This is a genomic window from Hymenobacter psoromatis (assembly GCF_020012125.1).
Lineage (GTDB): Bacteria > Bacteroidota > Bacteroidia > Cytophagales > Hymenobacteraceae > Hymenobacter > Hymenobacter psoromatis.
Map to the genome: position 1 here is coordinate 818,198 of NZ_JAIFAG010000001.1, position 18,763 is coordinate 836,960.

An 18,763-nucleotide genomic window follows, 5' to 3' on the forward strand; every position below is an offset into this window, starting at 1 on the left:
CTGATAACTAGACTATCTCACTCATGCCTGCCCCGATAGCCGCCCGAGGAGCATCTATGCTACCAAACTGCCCACGGCATAGGCCACGAATCACCAAAGCGACATTATATCCTCATTGCGCTTGCTGCTATTTGTGTCTGCCCCCGGTAAGGGCGCGGCGGCCACCGCGCCCTTACCGGGGGCAGACCGGGGGCAAAGCCAAAACTTGCCCCCGGTTTTGAAGCAAGTCGGTGCCGAAACGTGCCGGCTTTTTTACTGGTCAAATAGCCTATGGCTTCTCTACAAGAGAATTAGCAGTACGCTCCAGCGTATACCGGCAGAACATCGCCCCCAAGTGGGCCCACGAAAAACCCCGTTTCTAGCTTAGGAATGGGTTTTTTGTTTTATTAGGGTGCAATTAGGGATACGGCTATTTAGCACATTCTGCTTTTTCGCGAGCGGTACCTGAGGAGGGATAATTACCCTGTGGGCAGAATATAGTATCAGCACACCTGATGCGCTCATGTGCAAGCTAAATCAGTATTCATTTTTGCTGGGCTACCTCAGGCTCTTCAGCGGTAGGATGGGGGTAGGGAGGGTGCCTGCGTAACAACTCGCAGAAAAGCCGGCTGGCAGTGATTTAACCAGAATTTAAGCTCGGCTTAAGCTGGTCTTAAGGGTCATGGCCGTTTAAGACCCCTATCCGGCTCGTAATCAGCTTTCTAAGCTAGCCCTTCATTGTGAGTGGTGGCTATTACAGCCCAAGAACTCACAGCCTTGTGGCGGCCATCGGGTAGGCGCAATGCCGATTTTGCGGGGTTCTTAACTCTTGCCTTTCCTGCATTAAAAAAGCAGAAAACCAGTTGGTAAAGGGTAAGCACAACAGTTATAACAGAACCTGTGTTTAGGTAACAATATCCATTTTAGAGGAAACCATACATGAACAACATAAGCCACGACAAGACCGACACCAAAACATTTGAAATGGCCGGCAAATGCCCCTTTGGCGGCGACCGAATTGGCGGTGCGGAAGGGTCGTCGCCTACCCTCTCCGACTGGTACCCCAACCGGCTGCGAGTAGAGCTTTTGCACCACAATGCCGCGGGCGCCAATCCGCTCGGGGAGGACTTCAACTATGCCGAGGCGTTCAACGCCATCGACCTGGAGGCGCTGAAGCAGGAAATCAAAGGCTTCCTGACTTCTTCGGTTGACTGGTGGCCGTCGGACTATAATAACTACGGCCCGCAGATGATTCGGATGGCCTGGCACTCGGCTGGTACCTACCGCATTGCCGACGGCCGCGGGGGCGCTGGGGAGGCGCTACAGCGCTTCGCGCCCATTAACAGCTGGTGGGACAACGGCAACACCGACAAGTCGCGCCGGCTCATCTGGCCCATCAAGCAGAAATACGGCAGTTCTTTATCCTGGGCCGACCTTATTGTGCTGACCGGCAACTGCGCGCTCGAAATTATGGGCTTCCCCACCTACGGCTTCGCCGGCGGCCGCCACGATGCCTGGGAGGCCGACGACAGCACCTACTGGGGCCCCGAGGTATGGGACGGCCACAAGAAACACACGCCCGACGAAATGGTAACCCGCGACAAGCGCTGGCGCGGCCAGAACGGTGATGCTGATTACGACCTCGAAAACCCGCTCGGGGCCACGCACCAGGCCCTTATTTACGTGAACCCCGAAGGCCCCTACGGCAAGGGCGACCCGATGGGCGCGGCGCGCGATATCCGCGTTTCGTTCTCCCGCATGGCCATGAACAACGAGGAAACCGTGGCCCTGATTGCCGGTGGCCACGCCTTTGGCAAGAGCCACGGCATGGTGCCAGCGGCCCAAATTGGGGCACAGCCCGAGATTGCGCCGATGGAGGAAATGGGCCTGGGCTGGCACAACCCCAAGGGCAAGGGTAACGCCGAAAACACGATGACCAACGGCATCGAGGGCAGCTGGACGCCCAACCCCACCCAGTGGGACAACGACTACCTCATCAACCTGTTCAAGTTTGAATGGGAGCAGACCAAGAGCCCGGCCGGCTCGCTGCAGTGGACCCCGGTTGATAAGAGCGCGCCCAAGACGCCCGATGCGCACATCCCTGGCCAGATGAACGCCCTGATGATGATGACGACCGACATCGCCCTTAAAGTGGACCCCGAGTACCGTGCGGTGTGCGAGAAATTCCTCCACGATTTCGATGCCTTTACCCAGGCCTTCTCCAAGGCTTGGTACAAGCTGACCCACCGCGACATGGGCCCGCGCGAGCGCTACCTCGGCGCCGAGAAGGTGAATGAAAACGACCTGCTCTGGCAGGACCCCATTCCGCTGGCCGATTACGCCCCAATCGACGCGGCGGATACCGCGGCGCTGAAGAAGTCAATTTTGGCGTTGGGTATTTCCCCCTCCGACCTGGTGTACACCGCCTTTTCGGCGGCGGTCACGCACCGCAGCAGCGACAAGCGCGGCGGCGCCAACGGCGGCCGGCTCGCGCTAGCCCCGCAAAAAGACTGGGCGGTGAACCGCCGCACGGTGCCGGTAATGGCGGCCCTGCGCAGGGTGATGGACGAGTTCAACGGCCAGCCGGCGGGGGGCAAAAAGGTGTCGCTCGCCGACCTTATCGTACTGGGCGGCTGTGCGGCGCTCGAAAAAGCGGCCGCCGATGCGGGCGTTGCCACCGAGGTGCCCTTCACGCCGGGCCGCCGCGACACCACGCAGGACCTCACTGACATTGAGATGTTTACGTGGCTGAAGCCCGTGGCCGACGGTTTCCGCAACTACCTCGACAAAGGGTTTGGGGAAATTACCCAGCACGTTTCGCCGGAGGAGCTATTCCTTGATAAGGCGCAGCTGCTCTCGCTCACCGCGCCCGAGTGGGTAGCGCTGACGGGTGGCCTGCGGGCCATGAACGCCAACCACGACGGCTCGCCCTACGGTATCTTCACCGACCGCGTGGGCGTGCTCACCAACGACTTCTTCACCGTGCTGACCAGCCCGGACTTTGATTGGAAGAAGGCGGATGCGAAGGGCATGACCTTCTCGCTCGACAACCGCGCAACGGGGGAAAGGCGCTTCGTGGCGACCCGGTCTGACCTCGTGTTTGGCTCCAACAGCCAGCTACGCGCGGTGGCGGAAGTGTACGCCGGCAGCGATGGCCACAAGCGCTTCGTGAAAGCCTTTGTGCAGGTGTGGGACAAGGTGATGATGCTCGACCGTTACGACGTGAAAGTCTGAGGCTGATATAGCCGAGCCGTGGCCCGGTAGCTGGTCGGCGCGGGCGAGTGCACACGCATCCCGGTAAGCCGTTCTGTAACGGGCTGGGCCCTTTGTCTTGGCGTGGCAGGCGCGAGTTTTGGGCATGGGGTAGCTGACCATCCGCATACTAAATATCCGCTTCCCGGCACGTTTAGATTGCGCGTCGGGTCTCGACCTAAGTAGGTCAAAAGCCGACGCGCAAACGGAGACCCTACCCCCAACTGCGGTGAGAAGACTACTCGGGTGCCCCAATAATGGGCAGTCAAAATTAACCGAGACATAGCTTGATTATTCGCCTCGTTGTAACGGGAATCCGTCGTCCCACCACTTTTTGCGTATGCCTTTGGGGCCGGATGGTCGGCGCGTGCCGGCCAGTACGTAGCTGCTGGCCGCAGTCAGAATTATGAGTAAGCAATCACAGCCGGCGCGTCCGCGCATTTTGGTCACGGGCGGGGCAGGTAAACTGGGCAAGGCCTGCGTAGCCGACCTGCTAGCCCACCACTACGATGTATTCGTGGTCGATACGGTACCCGTAAAAGGCGTGCCGTGCATTATTGCCGACTTAGCCGATTTTGGCCAAACGCTGGATGCGCTTTCCTCAGTAGGCCAGGAAATCTACGCGGGAGTAGCTCCGCAAGCTTTCGCCGCTATTGTACACTTAGCTGCCTTCCCGGCTCCGCGGCAATATCCCGACGCCCACTTGTTCCAGAACAATATCATGGGCACTTACAATGTCTTTGAGGCAGCGCGGCGGCTAGGTATTCACCAGGTTATCTGGGCCTCCAGCGAAACCACGCTCGGGGAGCCCTTTGACGAGGCCGCTCCCTACGCGCCCGTAGACGAGGACTACCCCTTACGGGCCAAGAGTGCCTACGCCCTGGCCAAAGTGCTTATGGAAGACATGGCCCGCCAATTTTGCTACCAGACGCCTGATATGAAGCTCGTTGGGCTTCGTTTCTCGAACGTGATGGAGCCTACCGACTACGCCAAATTTCCGGCCTACAATGACAACCCGGAGGAGCGTAAATGGAATATGTGGGCCTACATTGATGCGAGCGACGGCGCCCAGGCTATCCGCAAAGCTATTGAGTGGCAAGCTACTGGCATGCACGCCTTTATCATCGCGAATGCCGATACGGTGATGACGACTCCATCTGCCGATTTGATGGCCACCTGCTTCCCCACCGTGCCGGTGAAGAAACAACTGACGGAGCACGAAACGCTGCTCTCAATTGAGAAGGCGCGCACTGTACTGGGTTACGAGCCCGCGTTTAGCTGGCGCGAGGCCAAGTCGCAGCAGCAGTAAAAACGTGGTGCGTAGCCTTCCACAGTGCTCTGGGTCAACGAAATAGCATCGAGGGCGTCTTTTCCGTAGCCTTAGCCAAAAACCTGACCGGTCAATAAGGCGATAAGCAGAGCCAGTGGCATACCTGAGGTAGTTCAGTGAAAACAGACAGCGGCAATGCTTGTCTGCTTTTACCCGTGTCTAAAAAGTGCTACCCGGCTCTCCGCTGCTGACCCGCAGGAATGTACGCCCGCTTTTAAGCCGAATGCGTGCGCCAGGTAGCCGCTGGGTCTCGCCAAACGGATGTAGCTCACGCTTGAAGCTTTTACCTCGCTCAAAGTGGCTCGGCTGAAATTCGCCTGTTACTTCTAAGTCTTCTTTAACCTCGACCGTTACCATTCAGCATAGGGTTATCGCTCGCCGCACCAATTTGTACTCGATTATTTTCAGAATTTATTTGGGCGAACTGCCGGTTTTTACTAGGCCGCTTTAAGCCGCACGGACGGGTGAAAAATTTGTTTTTATTGTGGTTAGGACTAGTGGTGAGTGACCACACACTATTTTATTTAATTGAGCTAGTGCATTAGCCCGTGCGCCCCGCTTTTGGCTTGGTAATGAAGCTTTTATTTGCTTGCAAAAGTCGCTGATAGTGTGTACATTTAGGTATGCAACATCTCATTAAAGCCATCGCGGAGCACTGGCACCTGAGCACCGCACATTACTGGCACTTGCGCTTACTTAGCGCCATCTCCTTGGGGCCCTTTCTGGCCATCATGTACGTAGTGATTTTCAGTAAGCGAAAGCGTTTTTAAGTACTACCTCGTGCAGCTAGCTGAAAGCACTGACGCATGACATTTTGACAGCCTGAATAGTGCGCCCCACCGGTAGGCGGCCCGCATTAGGAAGGTTTCCCACCGTGAGCGGCTCCGAATGAGCCCGCCCCAGCCCGCCTTTGCGCCAGCGCGAAGGCGGTTTTTATTTTTAGCGGTAGCCCGTGGCCAGTTGGCAGGTACCGCGGCACGCGGCTTTTGCCCTCACAACTCGCCCAGGCGCTTACCCGCCGCCCGGCCCAGCAGCGGGTGCTTAGCCTGGCCAATCTTCTGCGAGGCGTAAATGCCGTGGTGGCCCGAAAATAAATACGCTACCACGCAGGCCAGCCCCAGGTAGATGCCCGCGTGCCCGCCAAATAGCTCCAGGCCCATAAAAATGCAGGCCAGCGGCGTATTGGCCGCGCCCGCAAACACGCCCACGAAGCCCATACCCGCCAGCAGTGCCACCGGCAGCGGCAGCACACCCGCCAGCGCCGAGCCCAGCGTGGCCCCGATAAAAAACAGCGGCGTTACCTCGCCGCCCTTGAAGCTCGCCCCTAGCGTGAGGGTCGTCAGCAGCAGCTTGAGGGCGAAATCCTGCGTGCCCACCTGGTGCTGAAACGCTTCCACGATGACCGGTACGCCCAGGCCGGCGTAGCGCATGGTGCCCAGGCCCCACATGGCCAGCGCTACCAGCGCGCCGCCCACCACCGGCCGCAGGGGGGGGTAGGCAATCAGCTTCGCAAATACTTTGGAAATGGCGTGCGTGAGCGTGGCAAACGCCCGCGCCGCCAGCCCAAACAGCGCGCCCGCCAGCAGCGTCGCGCCCAGCCCCGCCGCCGTGAGCGGTACGGCCGCCAGCTGGGGGTAGGCGGTGTGGCCCACGCCCCAGGCCCGCGTCACGGCATCGGCCACTACGGCGGCCAGTAGGCTAGGCCAGATGGCCTCGTAGCGCACCTGGCCAATCAAAAAGACTTCGAGCCCAAATACCGCCCCGGCCAGCGGCGTGCCAAACACCGAGGCAAAGCCTGCGCTCATACCCGCGATGAGCAATAGCGACCGCTCGCGCCGGGGCAGCCAGCGCGCGAGCTGGTCGGCCAGGGCCGCGCCCATTTGCACGGCCGTGCCCTCGCGCCCCGCCGAGCCGCCAAACACGTGCGTGAGCAGCGTGCCGCCCAGCACCAGCGGCACCAGCCGCAGCGGAATTACCTCGCTCGGGGCGTGAATTTCGTCCAGGATTAAATTATTACCCTTCACTACCCGGTTGCCGAAGTAGTGGTAGGCCAGGCCCACCACCAGGCCGCCCGCCGGCAGCAGTGCCAGCGCCCAAGGGTGCGCCCCGCGCCAAGCCGTCACCCACTCCAAGCTCACTAAAAAGCCCGCCGAGGCCGTGCCGGCCAGCCCGCCCACCAGCGCCGCCAGTAGCAGCCAGCGTCCCATAAACCAAACAGTAGGAGTGAAAGCAAAAGCCAGCAAGCGGGCGGGTACGAGGCGAGAGTAAAGGGTAGGGGGGGCCACGAGTACGAACGTTAGATGGAGCTACGCGGCGCGGCCCCAGTGGCCGACCGTTGCGTAGGAATCATCAGCGCGGCGCGCGGGGCGTCGGCGGTTCGCGGTGGAAATCCATCACCGTAGGCGGGGCAAAGGTACGAACCGGGCTGTAGAGATGCGACCCTTCGCGTCTCTTGGCGTGTGAACGACCCTGACGCACGTAAACGACCCTGACGCGAGAGATGCGAAGGGTCGCATCTCTACAGCCTAATTCCCCGACCTTCGCGCTTATGTCCGATTTCCGTTTGCGCGTCTTTGCCGCCGTGGCCCGGCACCTGAGCTTTACCAAAGCCGGGCACGAGTTATTCATCAGCCAGCCGGCCGTAACCAAGCACATCCGCGAGCTGGAGGCGCAGTACGGCCAGCGGCTGCTGGCGCGCAGCGGCAGCAAGGTGCTGCTCACCGAGGCCGGCCGCCTGCTGCTGGGCCACGCCGAAGCAGTTGCCGCCTCGGCTCAGGCCCTGGACGAGCAGCTGCACGGCCTGCGCGACCCCGACGAGGCCGCTGGCCGCCTGCGCCTGGGGGCCAGCACCACCCTCAGCCAGTACGTGCTGCCGGCCTGGCTGCCCGCCTTCCAGGCCCGCTACCCCCGCGTGCAGCTGAGCCTGCTCAACGTTAACTCCGAGCGCATTGCCGAAGCCCTGCCGCGCGGCGAGCTGGACCTGGGCTTTGTGGAAGGCCGTTCGCACTCGCGCGACCTGCACTACGAACTGCTGCTGCCCGACGAGCTGGTGGCCGTGCGCCGGGCCACGCCCGCCGGCCCGCCCCCTACCCCCCTGCCGCTGGCCGACGCCCTGGCCCACCCGCTGGTGCTGCGCGAGCGCGGCTCGGGCACGCTCGAAGTACTGGAATTTGCCCTGCGCGAGCGCAAAATCAAGCTCAGCGAGCTGCGCGTGGCTTGCTATCTCAGCAGCACGGAGGCCATCAAGGGCTACCTCGAAGCCGCGCCCGCGGCGCTGGGTTTCGTGTCGCGCCAGGCCCTGAGGCGCGAGCTGGCGGCCGGCCTGCTCGAAGTGGTGCCCATTGTGGGCCTGGCCCTACCCCGGCAGTTTGAGGCGGTGTGGGTGCAGGGGCAGCCACTGGCGCGCCCGGCGCAACGGTTCCTGAGCTTCGTGCAGGAGAGGGCAAAGGGGTTGGTAGAAGGGTAATGCGCTGAGTAAGAACGGTCTGCATAACCGTTCTTTTTGGCCTGTTGTTCGCACGCGCTAGTAGTTGTTGCATCAACTCAGATAACTTTTGGTTATTTCGAATAACAATTTTAAATAAACAGTTGCGTAGGCAAGGCCGTAAATTTGCAGCAGCAAATAAGTCCCTCACTATGCCTCGCCCTACCCCTCTTACCCCACCCAATACCGCGCCCGCTACCACCGCCGCGCCCATGCTCATGGCCTCGGCGGCCCAGATGGACCGCGCCGCGGCCGCACTCGATGCGCCCGAAAACCCGACGGGTTTCTGGCGGCATTTCTACGCGCCGCGCACGGTTTGGGGGCGGGAGTTTACTGGGCGACAGGTGGTATTTGCGCTGCTGCTGCTATACTGTCTCACGCCGTGGGCCTCGCCGCCCATCGCGCTGGCACTGGGCCTGGCGCTGGCCCAAACGATGGGTAACCCGTTCACGACTCATACCAAAAACTTCACCCACCAGCTGTTGCAGTTCTCGGTTATCGGGCTGGGCTTTGGCATGAATGCGCACGCCGCCGTGCAGGTGGGCAAGGAGGGGCTGGCGTTCACGGTGGTTTCCATCTTCGGCACGCTGGTGCTGGGGTATTTCGCGGGGCGGTGGCTGGGGCTGGGCCGCCACGTGGTGCACCTGATTTCGTGCGGCACTGCCATTTGCGGGGGCTCGGCCATTGCGGCGGTGGGGCCGGTGCTGCGGGCCAAAGACGAGGAAATGTCGGTGGCCCTGGGCACGGTATTCGTGCTGAATGCTATTGCGCTGTTCGCCTTTCCGCCCATCGGCCACGCCTTGCGCATGAGCCAGCAGCAGTTTGGGCTGTGGTGCGCCATTGCCATCCACGATACCTCGTCGGTGGTGGGCGCGGCGGCCGCCTACGGCAACCAGGCCCTCGAAGTAGCTACTACCGTGAAGCTGGCGCGGGCCCTCTGGATTATCCCGGTGGCCATTGGCACGGCCCTGGTTTTCAAGCAGAAGGGCGTAAAAATCAAGATTCCCTACTTCATCCTGGGCTTCGTGCTGGCCATGCTGGCCAATACCTTCGTGCCGGCCATCCGGCCTGCGGGGCCGGTGCTGGTGAGCGCGGCTAAAATCGGCCTCACGGTGACGCTGTTTTTTATCGGCGCGGGGCTGTCGGCCAGGGTCGTTAAAGCGGTGGGTGCCAGGCCCTACATGCTGGGTTTGCTGCTGTGGGTCGTGATTTCGACGGCCTCGCTCTACGTCATTCTGCACGTGGGGTAGCTTTTTTCAATTAGTAATTGTCAGTCATTAATTGTCACCACGTTATGCTGCGCGTGAGATATCCTTGGGGGGCGGGGGTAGGGGTAGTAAACTTCCCGGCCCGCGGGTACGTTAAGGGCTACATTCGGGCGGGCGCTGGCTTCGGTAGCGCCTGTCGGTCCTTCTCCTTCGCACCACATTTTCCTTCTCCCTGCCTTATGGAAGTTGCGAGCTACACCTTGGCCGAAGCCACTACGGCGGCCCCCTATCTCGATTACGCGCGCTGCGTAGACGCCGACAACCGCCCCGCCAACCACGGCGGCGACTGGCCCATAGCGGGTGAAGTTTACCCCGTGCGCGTCGTCGAAAGCCGCCTCGAAGGTATTCCGCTAGTGCACGTGCTCACTTTCGACGGCCCGGCCCCATATTATAATGCCTTCGCGCCGCACCGCTTTGAGATGACGCACCGCGTATACTTGAATTAAGCTGTTAGCTGCTGCGCTGAATTCATAAAGTAGGGTGCGGGGCTTGCCCCTGCCCGCCGTTGAACACAATCGTACGAATTGTTCAACGGTGGGCGGGGGGCAAGCCCCGCACCCTACTTCGTTATCGATATAAGATTTACTGGCCGGTCAGTGTATCGTGGTAGCCCAGGCCGTTTAGGGTGAAGGTGGTGGCGGTGGTGCGGTGTACGTCGCGCGCCTCGGCCGTGAGCTTGAGGTAGGCCGTGCCGGTGTAGGAGCCGACGCTGCCGTCGGGCTGCTGGCCTGGCCGGCACACGGCGTCGCGCATGGCCCTGGCCGATACTTTGGTGCGGCGGTCGGCGGCGTTGAGCTGGTATACCCGCACGCTGGCCACCTGAGCGCAGCCCGCTTGCTGCACGGTCGTCCAGTCGATTTCAAGCGGCACGGCTACTTGCTTGCCTTCGCCCACCAGCAGGCTGCCAGTATAGGTATGGGGGTAGGTACGCAGGCCGGGCCCCAGCTTTACGAAAGCCGTGTCGAGGCGCAAGGATTTATCAGGGGTAGGGCTCGCGGCGGTAGGGCGGCCCTGCACGCCGGTATTGGCCTCACGGCACGAGGCCAGCGTGGCGGCGGCCAAGCCGACTAAAACAAGTTTTTTCATAAGAAAACAAAGAACACCCGGTGAGCCGGGCTACCCAAATGGGTATTACTACGCCCGCGCCTGCTTAAAGGGTGCGCAGTGGGCTACTTGGCCAGCGGCACGGGGTACGGGCGGTGGCAAGCTGCTGGTTGTAGTTGGCAAGGGGGGTAGGGGCCGTCATTGGGGTAAAAAGGGGCATCTTTCCTGCAAAGCCTGGCCCTGAGAAGTCAAGTGGAAATGATAAATTAAAAATCTTTCAATCAGCATTTTCAATTTATCATTTCTACTTGATTTTCCTAGTACGGGGCGGCGGTATTGCTGATGAAGGCGATTTTCTGGCCGTCGGGCGACCACGAGGGCGTGTTCAGGGTGCCCTGCCCGCCGTAGATGTAGGCGATAACCTGCGGCTCGCCGCCCCCGATGGGTAGCCGCCGAATGTAGACGTGTTTATAGAATGGGTGGTCGTCGGCGGGCACTTCTTCCTTCAGAAACGATATGAATACTAAGAATTTGCCATCGGGTGAGATGTGCGGAAACCAGTCCTGAAACTCGCCGTGGGTCACGGCCTCCTGCTGGCTGCCGTCGGCGCGCATCCGCCAGATTTGCATGGTACCGGTGCGGTTCGAATTGAAGTAGATGAACTGGCCGTCGGGGGTATACTCGGGGCCGTCGTCGAGGCCGGAGGCGGTGGTCAGGCGCACTTCCTTGCCGCCGGTGGCCGGCACCCGGTAAATGTCGAACTCATTATTCCGCTGCCCGGTAAAAACCAGGTGGCGCGCATCGGGCGACCAGCCATGCAGGTACGACGGGCCTTTGGGGGTAATCTGGCGGGGCGTACCGCCCGCGGCGGGTACCGTGTACACAATGGAGCCGCCGAGCTTATCCACCGCGCTGCTCAGCCCCAGCTGCCGCCCATCGAAGGACAGCACGTGGTCATTGTTGTTGTTTTTGACATTGCCGGTAGGTAGCAGGGTAGGCGTGCGGGTGGTCAGGTCGAAGCTGTACATCAGGCCGTCGCTATTGTAGACCAGGGTTTTGCCATTGCGCTGCCAGTTGGGGGCTTGCAGCGAATTGGGGGCCGAGTAGATGACCTCGCGGCTGCCGCTGGCCACATCCAGTACTTCCAGGCGGCTGCCCAGGTACTGGCGGTAGGGCACCAGGCCGGCGGGGGCGGGCGCACTCAGGCGCACATCCTGAAACACGGCCGTTTCGCGCACCTCCGCGTTGTGCGAGCACACAAACAGGCCCACGTACACGGCATCGCCGAGGCCGGCCACCGTTTTCTGCACCACCTCAAACGGCTGGCCGTACTGCGCCACCCGCATGGTGTACACGTCGCCCACGCGCTCGAGCTGCACAATGTCGGCGTGGGTCATTTTGGCCCGCACCTCCTCCGTGGCGGCCCCGCTGGTGGGGCGGTATTGCAGCGAGGTGAGGCCGTCGCCGTGCACCTCGGCGCTCACGTGGGGCGAGGTGCCGGTCAGGCTCTGGCGCACCATCCAGCCCAGCTTGCGGTGCTCCTCTACCCCCTTGCAGCCCACGAAGCTGGCCCTAGTATAGAGGATGAAATCGCCGGTTACTTTTTTGTAGGCGTAGTGCAGCTCATCGTGGTCGAGCCACACGTTGTAGCCCGCGCCAGTCACCACGTACTGCTGGGTGGCGGGCAGGTAGGCCGCCGCGCCGGGCTTCACGTTAGTGCCAATATCCTGGCTGCCATCGAACACGCCGAGCTGCTGCGCGCCGCTGGCCCGGCCCAGCAGCAAGGCTAAAAGAAGCAGGAATGCGAAGGGAAATTTTTGCTGCATGGGAATTCAAAAATGGAGAGAAAGAAGACGTTAAAGGGAGAGGAGAAAGACTTTTTTTAGCCGCGAATTCACTACCCCACCCCGCCGGCGCGAGTAGCCCCAGCTTGTCAGAAAGAACGCGGTAACTGCCAATGGCAAGGTAAGTGACACTACGGGTATGCTAGCAGATTTAACCGCATTTGGCCCGGTCAGTACCAACGTTTGCTGGTTTAGTAATACCTTGACAGTCAAAATTTATCGTCCCATAATGCCAAAGGCAGACTGGCGAACGCTGCGCCGGCTGATACGGGCCTATCGTGGTGGCGCTTCCTACTTAAAATACCGGGTGTATTGTGCCGGTATTGCCGCCAAAGGCTTCAGCATAATGTCTTTGTAAAACACCTCGGCGGCCTCGCTTTGCAGCTGAATCTTGCCGTGGGTGAGGGGCTGGCGCTGGCCCTTAGTCACGAAGCTGGAGTGGTTGACGGCCAGCACCACGCGACCATTCACGAGGTGCACGCTCTGGCCGTTCACGTTGAGTAGCTCCAGCTCAGTCCACTCGTTGGCGGGCAGCGGGGGGGTAGGCAGCGCGTAGCAGAAGTTGCGGCCGCCGTTGCCCATTGCCACGACGGGCGCGGTCGGGTCGTAGTGCAGGGTATCCTGCACGGGCCGGGCCCGGATATCGGCCGCTGAGTTGGCGATGCACCAGTAGTCGCCCATCGAGTTACCTTTCTGGTATTCTGATACTTGAAACTCCTGGCTCAGCATCCAGCTGTGCCAGTAGTCCACGCCCGGCTCGCCCTGGCTGTCGTAGAGGATGCCGCTGTCGCGGGGCTCCTGGAGGCGGGGCGGCCACTTCTGCTGGCCCCAGCGCACCCGCAGCTTCAGGTCGTAGTTGGCGTAGTCCTGGCGCGTCACGAGGCAGCCGTAAATCTCGCCGCTGATGCGTAGCACCGGCTCGCCATTTTGCCTGCTCACCGAGAATACGTTGGCCTCATTCTTATCGTAGCCGATGGGGGGTAGGGGCTGGCCCTGGGCGTTGGTGGGCGGCAGGCCCTTGTCGCCGGGCACGTGGCGGTGGCTTTGGTAGGTGCGCCACTGGCTCAGGTTTTGGTCGAGCAGGCGCGTCCAGCCGCCGGGCGCGGGTGGGGGGGTAGGGGGCATGGCGGCACCACAAAGCAGCGCGGTGCCGAGCAGCAGTAGGGACAATTTTGGCATGGTGAGAAAGTGTGGAAAAAGAGGGGGTAGGGCGGTTTTTTTAATAAAAGAACGTCATGCTTATCTGGCGTCCGCTTGTCGAAGCATCGCGCTCGCATCGTTGTATGATTGATTTTACTATCCCTAGCGAGATGCTTCGACAAGCGGACGCCAGATAAGCATGACGTTCTTTTGTGAAGTCGTCACATTCATATTCCCAGTAGCGGCAGCACCCAATCCAGGGCCAGCACGCCCAGCAGGCCCACCACCGACACGATGGTTTCCATCATCGACCACGAGCGAAAGGTGTCTTTCACCGACAGGCCGAAATACTCCTTAAAGAGCCAGAACCCGCCATCGTTCACGTGCGAAAACAGTAGGCTGCCCGCCCCGATGGCCAGCACCAGCAGGTTGGGATTGACGGGCGAATGCGCCAGCAGCGGCAGCATCACGCCGGCCGCCGTGAGGCCCGCCACCGTGGCCGAGCCCAGGCACACCCGAATAAAGCCCGCGATGAGCCAGCCCAGCACCAGCGGCGGCAGCCCCGTGCCGCGCAGGCTGGCGGCCAGCTCCTGGCTCACGCCGCTGGCCACCAGCACTTCCTTCAGCGCGCCCGCCCCGCCGATAATGAGCAGAATGGGCGCAATGTCGGCCACGGCCGCGCCAAATGTGCTCATAATGGCCGGCACCGCCCGCCCCTGTGCCTTGCCCAGGCTAAACGTCGCCACCACCACCGACACCAGCATCACCACCCCAGGGTCGGCGAGCAGGGTGAGGCCCGCGCCCAGCGCCCCGCCGGTCGGCACCAGCGCCTTGGTCGCCAGCACTACCGCCAGTACCAGCACCGGCAGCAGCGACGATAAAAAACTATTGAGCCGCCCCGGCAGCGGCCCGGCCGCCTCGGGCTCGGCCACCAGCCCCGGCCGGGGCCGCGACACAATGCCCTGGAGCGTGCGCGCATACAGCGGCCCGGCCAGCACCACGGCCGGCACCGCCACCACCAGTCCATACACGAACGTGAGGCCCAGGTTGGCGTGAAACTGCGCCACCAGCGCCGTCGGGGCCGGGTGGGGGGGTAGGAAGCCGTGCAGCACCGACAGCGCCGCCAGCATGGGCAAGCCCACGTACAGCGGCGGCAGCCGGTACTGATACACCACCGAAAAAATGAGCGGCATCATCAGCAAAAAGCCCACGTTATAAAACAACGGAATGCCGATAATAAAGCCCGCGCCCAGCATCGTCCACTGCACATTGGCCGGCCCGAAGGTGCTCACCATCACGCCCGCAATCTGCCGGGCCGCGCCGCTGTCGGCCACTAGCTTGCCCAGCATGGCCCCCAGCACCACCACCAGCACCACCGAAGCCAGCGTATCGCCGAGGCCCTGCTGCACGGCGGCCAGCAGCCGGGCGGGGGGTAGGCCCAGCGCCAGCCCCGTGGGCAGCGTCACCAGCAAAAAGGCCAGAAAGGCATTCACCTTACCCCAGCTGATGAGGACAATGAGCGCCAGCACGGCCAGCAGAATAGTGAGCAGGGTCATGGAGGGGTAGGAGCTCGGGCCGGCGGGGTGCCTCGCCCGGATGCCGCCGAAAGGCCGGGGTTAAAAGTAGTCCGGCATCCCGAATACCCCGGCCGGCCGGGGCCGCCCGGCGCGGAGAACGGGGCAAGCATCGGCACCCGCGCGGGCAGGACCTGGGCCCCACGGCGGCGCAAGTACTTGACTACCAGAAAAAATAATTTGATAAACGCCGGCTTTTACGCTACTTTTAGCCCACGGAAAAGTAGGGCTGATGGCGGTGGTAATGAAGTAGGGGGGTAGTGGATTACGGATAGCGGCTAACCAGCTGCGGAGGTGGGGTTTTCGGAGCTGATAAATCAATTTGGAATTGCAGAAACTGTGGGCCGCTGCGCCCTTCGTGCGCGCCCCGGCGGCCTTCGCGGACTAAAAAGCCGGTGGCCCACGTCTTCACATAGCTTAGCTAGTTAGTCAGTATACCAAGTGCTTATGGTAGGCTCTGGCGGCGTGCCTTCGCTCGCCCGCGCATGCCGCCCCACGCCTGCAAACGCTTTGCCCACCTTTTTTTCCTCTCTTTCTTTTCTATGAAAACTACGCCGTTTTTAGCCGCCGCCAGCGCTTGCGCGCTGGCCTTTTGCCTGCTGGCCGCCCGGCCGGCCCAGGCCCAGCAGCCCGCCCCGGCCGAGAAGCGGGGCCTACCCCCCGTGCCCGGCCTGGGCCCCGACCCGGTGCTGCGGCCGGGGGCCACGCCGGCCGAAAAAGTAGCCTACCAGCAGGCCCTGACCGCGCAAGCCCGGCAGCGCTGGAACTACCTGCTCACCGACTCGACTACCCGCACCCGCCTCTTCAACAACGCGCCCAACGGGCTGCTGGTCGAAACCGTGCGCGGCCTGCCGCCCGGCGCAGCCCTTGATGCCGACATGGGCGAGGGCCGCAATGCCCTCTACCTGGCCCAGCTGGGCTGGCGCGTCACGGGCGTGGACATCGCCGAAAAAGCCCTGGCCTTTGCCCAGGCCCGCGCCCAGCAGCTGAGCGTGCCTCTCACCACCGAGGTGCACGACATGGCCACCTACGACTGGGGCCAGAACAAGTGGGACCTCATCGTGCTGAGCTACGCCGGGGGCCGCGACTACGCCGCGCGGGTGCAGCGGGCCCTGAAGCCCGGCGGCCTGGTGGTGCTCGAAGCCTTTCACATGGATGCCGCCCAGCAGCTGCACGTAGTTAACGGCGACTACCGGGTATTCTTCAACCACGATGAGCTGAAAAAGCTCTACGGCGACGCGGGCCTGACTATCGTGCGCTACAAGGAGCCCGTGGCCCCGGCCGATTTCACCAAGCAAACCCTGCGCCTGGTGCGCCTGGTGGCCCAAAAGCCCCGGCCTTAAGGAGTTGCACCCTACTTCTTTACTGGCTCTACGCCGTGAGCGCCGCTACTACCTCACTCAGCGCCAGCGCTTTCTCTTCGCCGGTTTTCAGAATTTTAATCTTGGCTATGCCGGCCGCCAGTTCCTCGGGGCCCAGGATGAGCACCAGCGGAATGCCCTTGGCATCGGCGTATTTGAACTGTTTTTGCACCTTGCCAGCGTCGGGATACAGCTCGGCCGGGATGCCGGCCGCCCTCAGCTCGGCCAGCAGGGGTAGGGCCGCCCGGCCACTGGCCTGGTCGAAGTGCGTGAGCAGCACCCGCGTGGGCGTTTCGCCGGTGTCGGTAAAGAGATTGAGGCTTTCGAGGCAGTCGTAGATTCTATCGACCCCGAACGAAAACCCTACCCCCGACACGCCGGGCAGCCCGAACGCGCCTGTCAGGTTATCGTAGCGCCCGCCGCCACTCACGCTGCCCATCGCCACGTTATTAATTTTTACCTCGAAAATGCAGCCCGTGTAGTAGCTCAGCCCGCGAGCCAGGGTAGGGTCAAATTCGAGGCGGTCCCACTGCGTGAAGCCGCTGGCTTGCAATAGGTCGCGCACTTCATTCAGGGCTCTCAACCCTTCGTAACCAGAACCCGAAAGAACGAAAGATTCCGGGTCATCCATTGCTGCACCGGGCTCAAATCCTACTGATTGCAATCCCTCGTTAACGAAGTGCATTCGCAGCCATTTCAATTTGTTCTCGTAATTCCCTTCAATCGATAATAGTGTGAATAACACCTCAGTAGCATGTTCCGAATATCCTTTAATAAGGAGTTCGTTTGTTACTCCGTCACGTCCAATCTTATCAAGCTTATCAATTGCTACGAGTAGGTCACTTTCTTGTCCTTCACCTATTGTTTGATGAAGACCCCGTAGCACGCCCCGGTGATTGATTTTTATGGTAAAATCATCGAGTCCCAATTCCTCAAAAACCCGGCTCATCATCAGCACTATCTCCGCCTCGCAAAGCAGCGAATCCGTGCCCACCACGTCGGCGTCGCACTGCCAGAACTCGCGGTAGCGGCCGCGCTGGGGGCGGTCGGCGCGCCACACGGGCTGCATCTGGTAGCGGCGGAAGGGGAAGGTGAGCGTGCCCCGGTTCATGGCCACGTAGCGGGCAAAGGGTACGGTGAGGTCGTAGCGCAGGCCCTTTTCGGCAATCTTGGGCAGCACGGCTTTGGGGCCGGCTTCGAGGTCGGCGGCCGTTACGAGGGGCGTGATTTCGCCGCGCCGCTCCTTCACCAGGAAATTGCCCGAGTTCAGCACTTTAAAAAGTAGCTGGTCGCCTTCGTCGCCGTACTTGCCGGTGAGCACCGAGAGGTTTTCCAGGGTCGGGGTTTCGAGCGGGGCGTAGCCAAACAGCTCGAACGTGCGCCGGATGACGCTGAAAATATACTGGCGGCGGGCCACCTGGGCCGGTCCAAAATCGCGGGTGCCTTGCGGAATGCTGGGTTTTTCCATGTCGGCCGCAAAGGTAGGTTTTGCGGGGAGCACTGAACGGGCCGGGGTGACTCAATGACTGCGAAGGCCAACCCTACGTATGCGGCTCACTGCTCACTTGCACTTTCTTATGCCCCGTTTCTACGTCTGCCTGGCCTGGCTGCTGGCCCTGGCCGGCCCCGCCGCCGCCCAAAATACCAAGCTGCTCAACGATACCCTGCGCCACAAGGAGCAGTATAATCTGTTTAACCCTACCCCCCGCAACTACATGCGGCCGATGGTGCCCGACCGCCCCGGCATCACCGAAAGCCCGTATTCGGTCGATGCGGGCCACTTTCAATACGAAACCGACGTGCTGCGCCTGCTCACCCGGCGCGAGGACCTTACCCACGGCCACGACTGGTACGTGAATCATTTTCTGGCCAAAGTTGGCCTCACCGACCGCACCGATTTTCAGGTGGCGCTAGATATGTTCACCTATTCGCACAACTTCGACGACAGCCAGGTGGGCCAGAACCCGTTCAACCAAAACCAGCTCGCGCGGGGTGTGGGCGACGTAACGCTGCGCCTCAAGCATACGCTGCTGGGCGACGACGACAGCCGCGGCGCGCTGGGCCTCATCGCCTACGTGCAGCTGCCCACCGGCGGCGCGGTGGGCGATGGCGGCTACGAGCCCGGCCTCACCCTGACCGGCGTGTTTCAATGCACCCAGAAATGGAGCGTGGGCGGCCAGGTAGCCAGTAATTTCTACTACGACCCCGAGGCCGGGCAGCATTTCTACCAGCTCACACCTACCGTCACCACCGACTACCAGTTTACGAAAGTCGTGCAGGCCTTCGTGGAACTGGTGGGCTACTGGGACACCCGGCAGGCCGCCTGGCGCAGCTCCGTCAACCTGGGTCCGCAGCTGGATATATCGGATAACGTGCAGCTCGATTTTGGCACCCACCTGCCCATCACGCACTCTGTGGATAGGGAGTATTTTTTGGGCATCAGCTTCCGGCGGTAAGCCAGCGTTCCAGGCGTAAGCTCGTTATTGA

13 protein-coding genes and 1 riboswitch are annotated in these 18,763 nt (G+C 61.5%); of the genes, 7 read left to right on the top strand and 6 right to left on the bottom strand.

All coding sequences use genetic code 11. From position 1 onward, the window contains the following. Positions 1 to 918 precede the first annotated feature (918 nt). Both katG and LC531_RS03475 read left to right on the top strand, forming a co-directional pair. A complete protein-coding gene (katG, locus tag LC531_RS03470) occupies positions 919 to 3,213 on the top strand; it encodes a catalase/peroxidase HPI (protein WP_223648932.1) in 2,295 nt (764 codons plus the stop codon). 424 nt (positions 3,214 to 3,637) lie between these two features. Continuing rightward, a complete protein-coding gene (locus LC531_RS03475) occupies positions 3,638 to 4,540 on the top strand; it encodes an NAD-dependent epimerase/dehydratase family protein (protein WP_223648933.1) in 903 nt (300 codons plus the stop codon). 1,013 nt (positions 4,541 to 5,553) lie between these two features. Here the strand turns inward: LC531_RS03475 and LC531_RS03480 are convergent. Next, complete coding sequence (locus LC531_RS03480; protein ID WP_223648934.1) at positions 5,554 to 6,768, bottom strand: chloride channel protein; 1,215 nt, start codon at positions 6,766 to 6,768, stop codon at positions 5,554 to 5,556. 126 nt (positions 6,769 to 6,894) lie between these two features. Further along, positions 6,895 to 6,968: riboswitch (Fluoride riboswitch) on the bottom strand. 141 nt (positions 6,969 to 7,109) lie between these two features. On the opposite strand from LC531_RS03480, the gene LC531_RS03485 reads away from it, so the two are divergent. The 3 genes from LC531_RS03485 to LC531_RS03495 all read left to right on the top strand — a co-directional run bounded on the left by LC531_RS03485 (position 7,110) and on the right by LC531_RS03495 (position 9,759). Beyond that, on the top strand, positions 7,110 to 8,027 hold the full coding sequence (locus LC531_RS03485) for a LysR substrate-binding domain-containing protein (RefSeq protein ID WP_223648935.1): 918 nt from the start codon (positions 7,110 to 7,112) through the stop codon (positions 8,025 to 8,027). Between the two features lie 170 nt (positions 8,028 to 8,197). Further along, positions 8,198 to 9,295, top strand: coding sequence for a YeiH family protein (locus tag LC531_RS03490; RefSeq protein WP_223648936.1), 1,098 nt, complete (start codon positions 8,198 to 8,200; stop codon positions 9,293 to 9,295). A gap of 197 nt (positions 9,296 to 9,492) precedes the next feature. Further along, positions 9,493 to 9,759, top strand: a complete 267-nt coding sequence (locus LC531_RS03495; protein ID WP_223648937.1) for a hypothetical protein — start codon at positions 9,493 to 9,495, stop codon at positions 9,757 to 9,759. Between the two features lie 136 nt (positions 9,760 to 9,895). Here the strand turns inward: LC531_RS03495 and LC531_RS03500 are convergent, their stop codons facing one another. The 4 genes from LC531_RS03500 to LC531_RS03515 all read right to left on the bottom strand — a co-directional run bounded on the left by LC531_RS03500 (position 9,896) and on the right by LC531_RS03515 (position 14,897). Beyond that, a complete protein-coding gene (locus LC531_RS03500; protein ID WP_223648938.1) occupies positions 9,896 to 10,399 on the bottom strand; it encodes a hypothetical protein in 504 nt (167 codons plus the stop codon). A 275-nt stretch (positions 10,400 to 10,674) separates the two neighbouring features. Further along, complete coding sequence (locus LC531_RS03505; RefSeq protein WP_223648939.1) at positions 10,675 to 12,183, bottom strand: TolB family protein; 1,509 nt, start codon at positions 12,181 to 12,183, stop codon at positions 10,675 to 10,677. A gap of 309 nt (positions 12,184 to 12,492) precedes the next feature. After that, positions 12,493 to 13,380, bottom strand: a complete 888-nt coding sequence (locus tag LC531_RS03510; protein ID WP_223648940.1) for a 3-keto-disaccharide hydrolase — start codon at positions 13,378 to 13,380, stop codon at positions 12,493 to 12,495. Positions 13,381 to 13,568: 188 nt separating this feature from the next. Further along, positions 13,569 to 14,897 carry a gluconate:H+ symporter gene (locus LC531_RS03515; protein WP_223648941.1) on the bottom strand — a complete coding sequence of 443 codons (1,329 nt, stop codon included), beginning with the start codon at positions 14,895 to 14,897 and terminating at the stop codon, positions 13,569 to 13,571. A 560-nt stretch (positions 14,898 to 15,457) separates the two neighbouring features. Between LC531_RS03515 and LC531_RS03520 the strand changes: the two genes are divergently transcribed. Next, positions 15,458 to 16,258, top strand: a complete 801-nt coding sequence (locus LC531_RS03520; protein WP_223648942.1) for a class I SAM-dependent methyltransferase — start codon at positions 15,458 to 15,460, stop codon at positions 16,256 to 16,258. 28 nt (positions 16,259 to 16,286) lie between these two features. On the opposite strand, the gene hisS is transcribed toward LC531_RS03520, so the two are convergent. Next, positions 16,287 to 17,744: a histidine--tRNA ligase gene (gene hisS, locus LC531_RS03525; RefSeq protein WP_223648943.1), complete on the bottom strand. Its 1,458-nt coding sequence runs from the start codon at positions 17,742 to 17,744 to the stop codon at positions 16,287 to 16,289. A 109-nt stretch (positions 17,745 to 17,853) separates the two neighbouring features. Here hisS and LC531_RS03530 point away from each other — a divergent pair, with 109 nt between their 5' ends. Further along, positions 17,854 to 18,732: a transporter gene (locus LC531_RS03530; RefSeq protein ID WP_223648944.1), complete on the top strand. Its 879-nt coding sequence runs from the start codon at positions 17,854 to 17,856 to the stop codon at positions 18,730 to 18,732. The last annotated feature ends 31 nt before the right edge of the window (positions 18,733 to 18,763 follow it).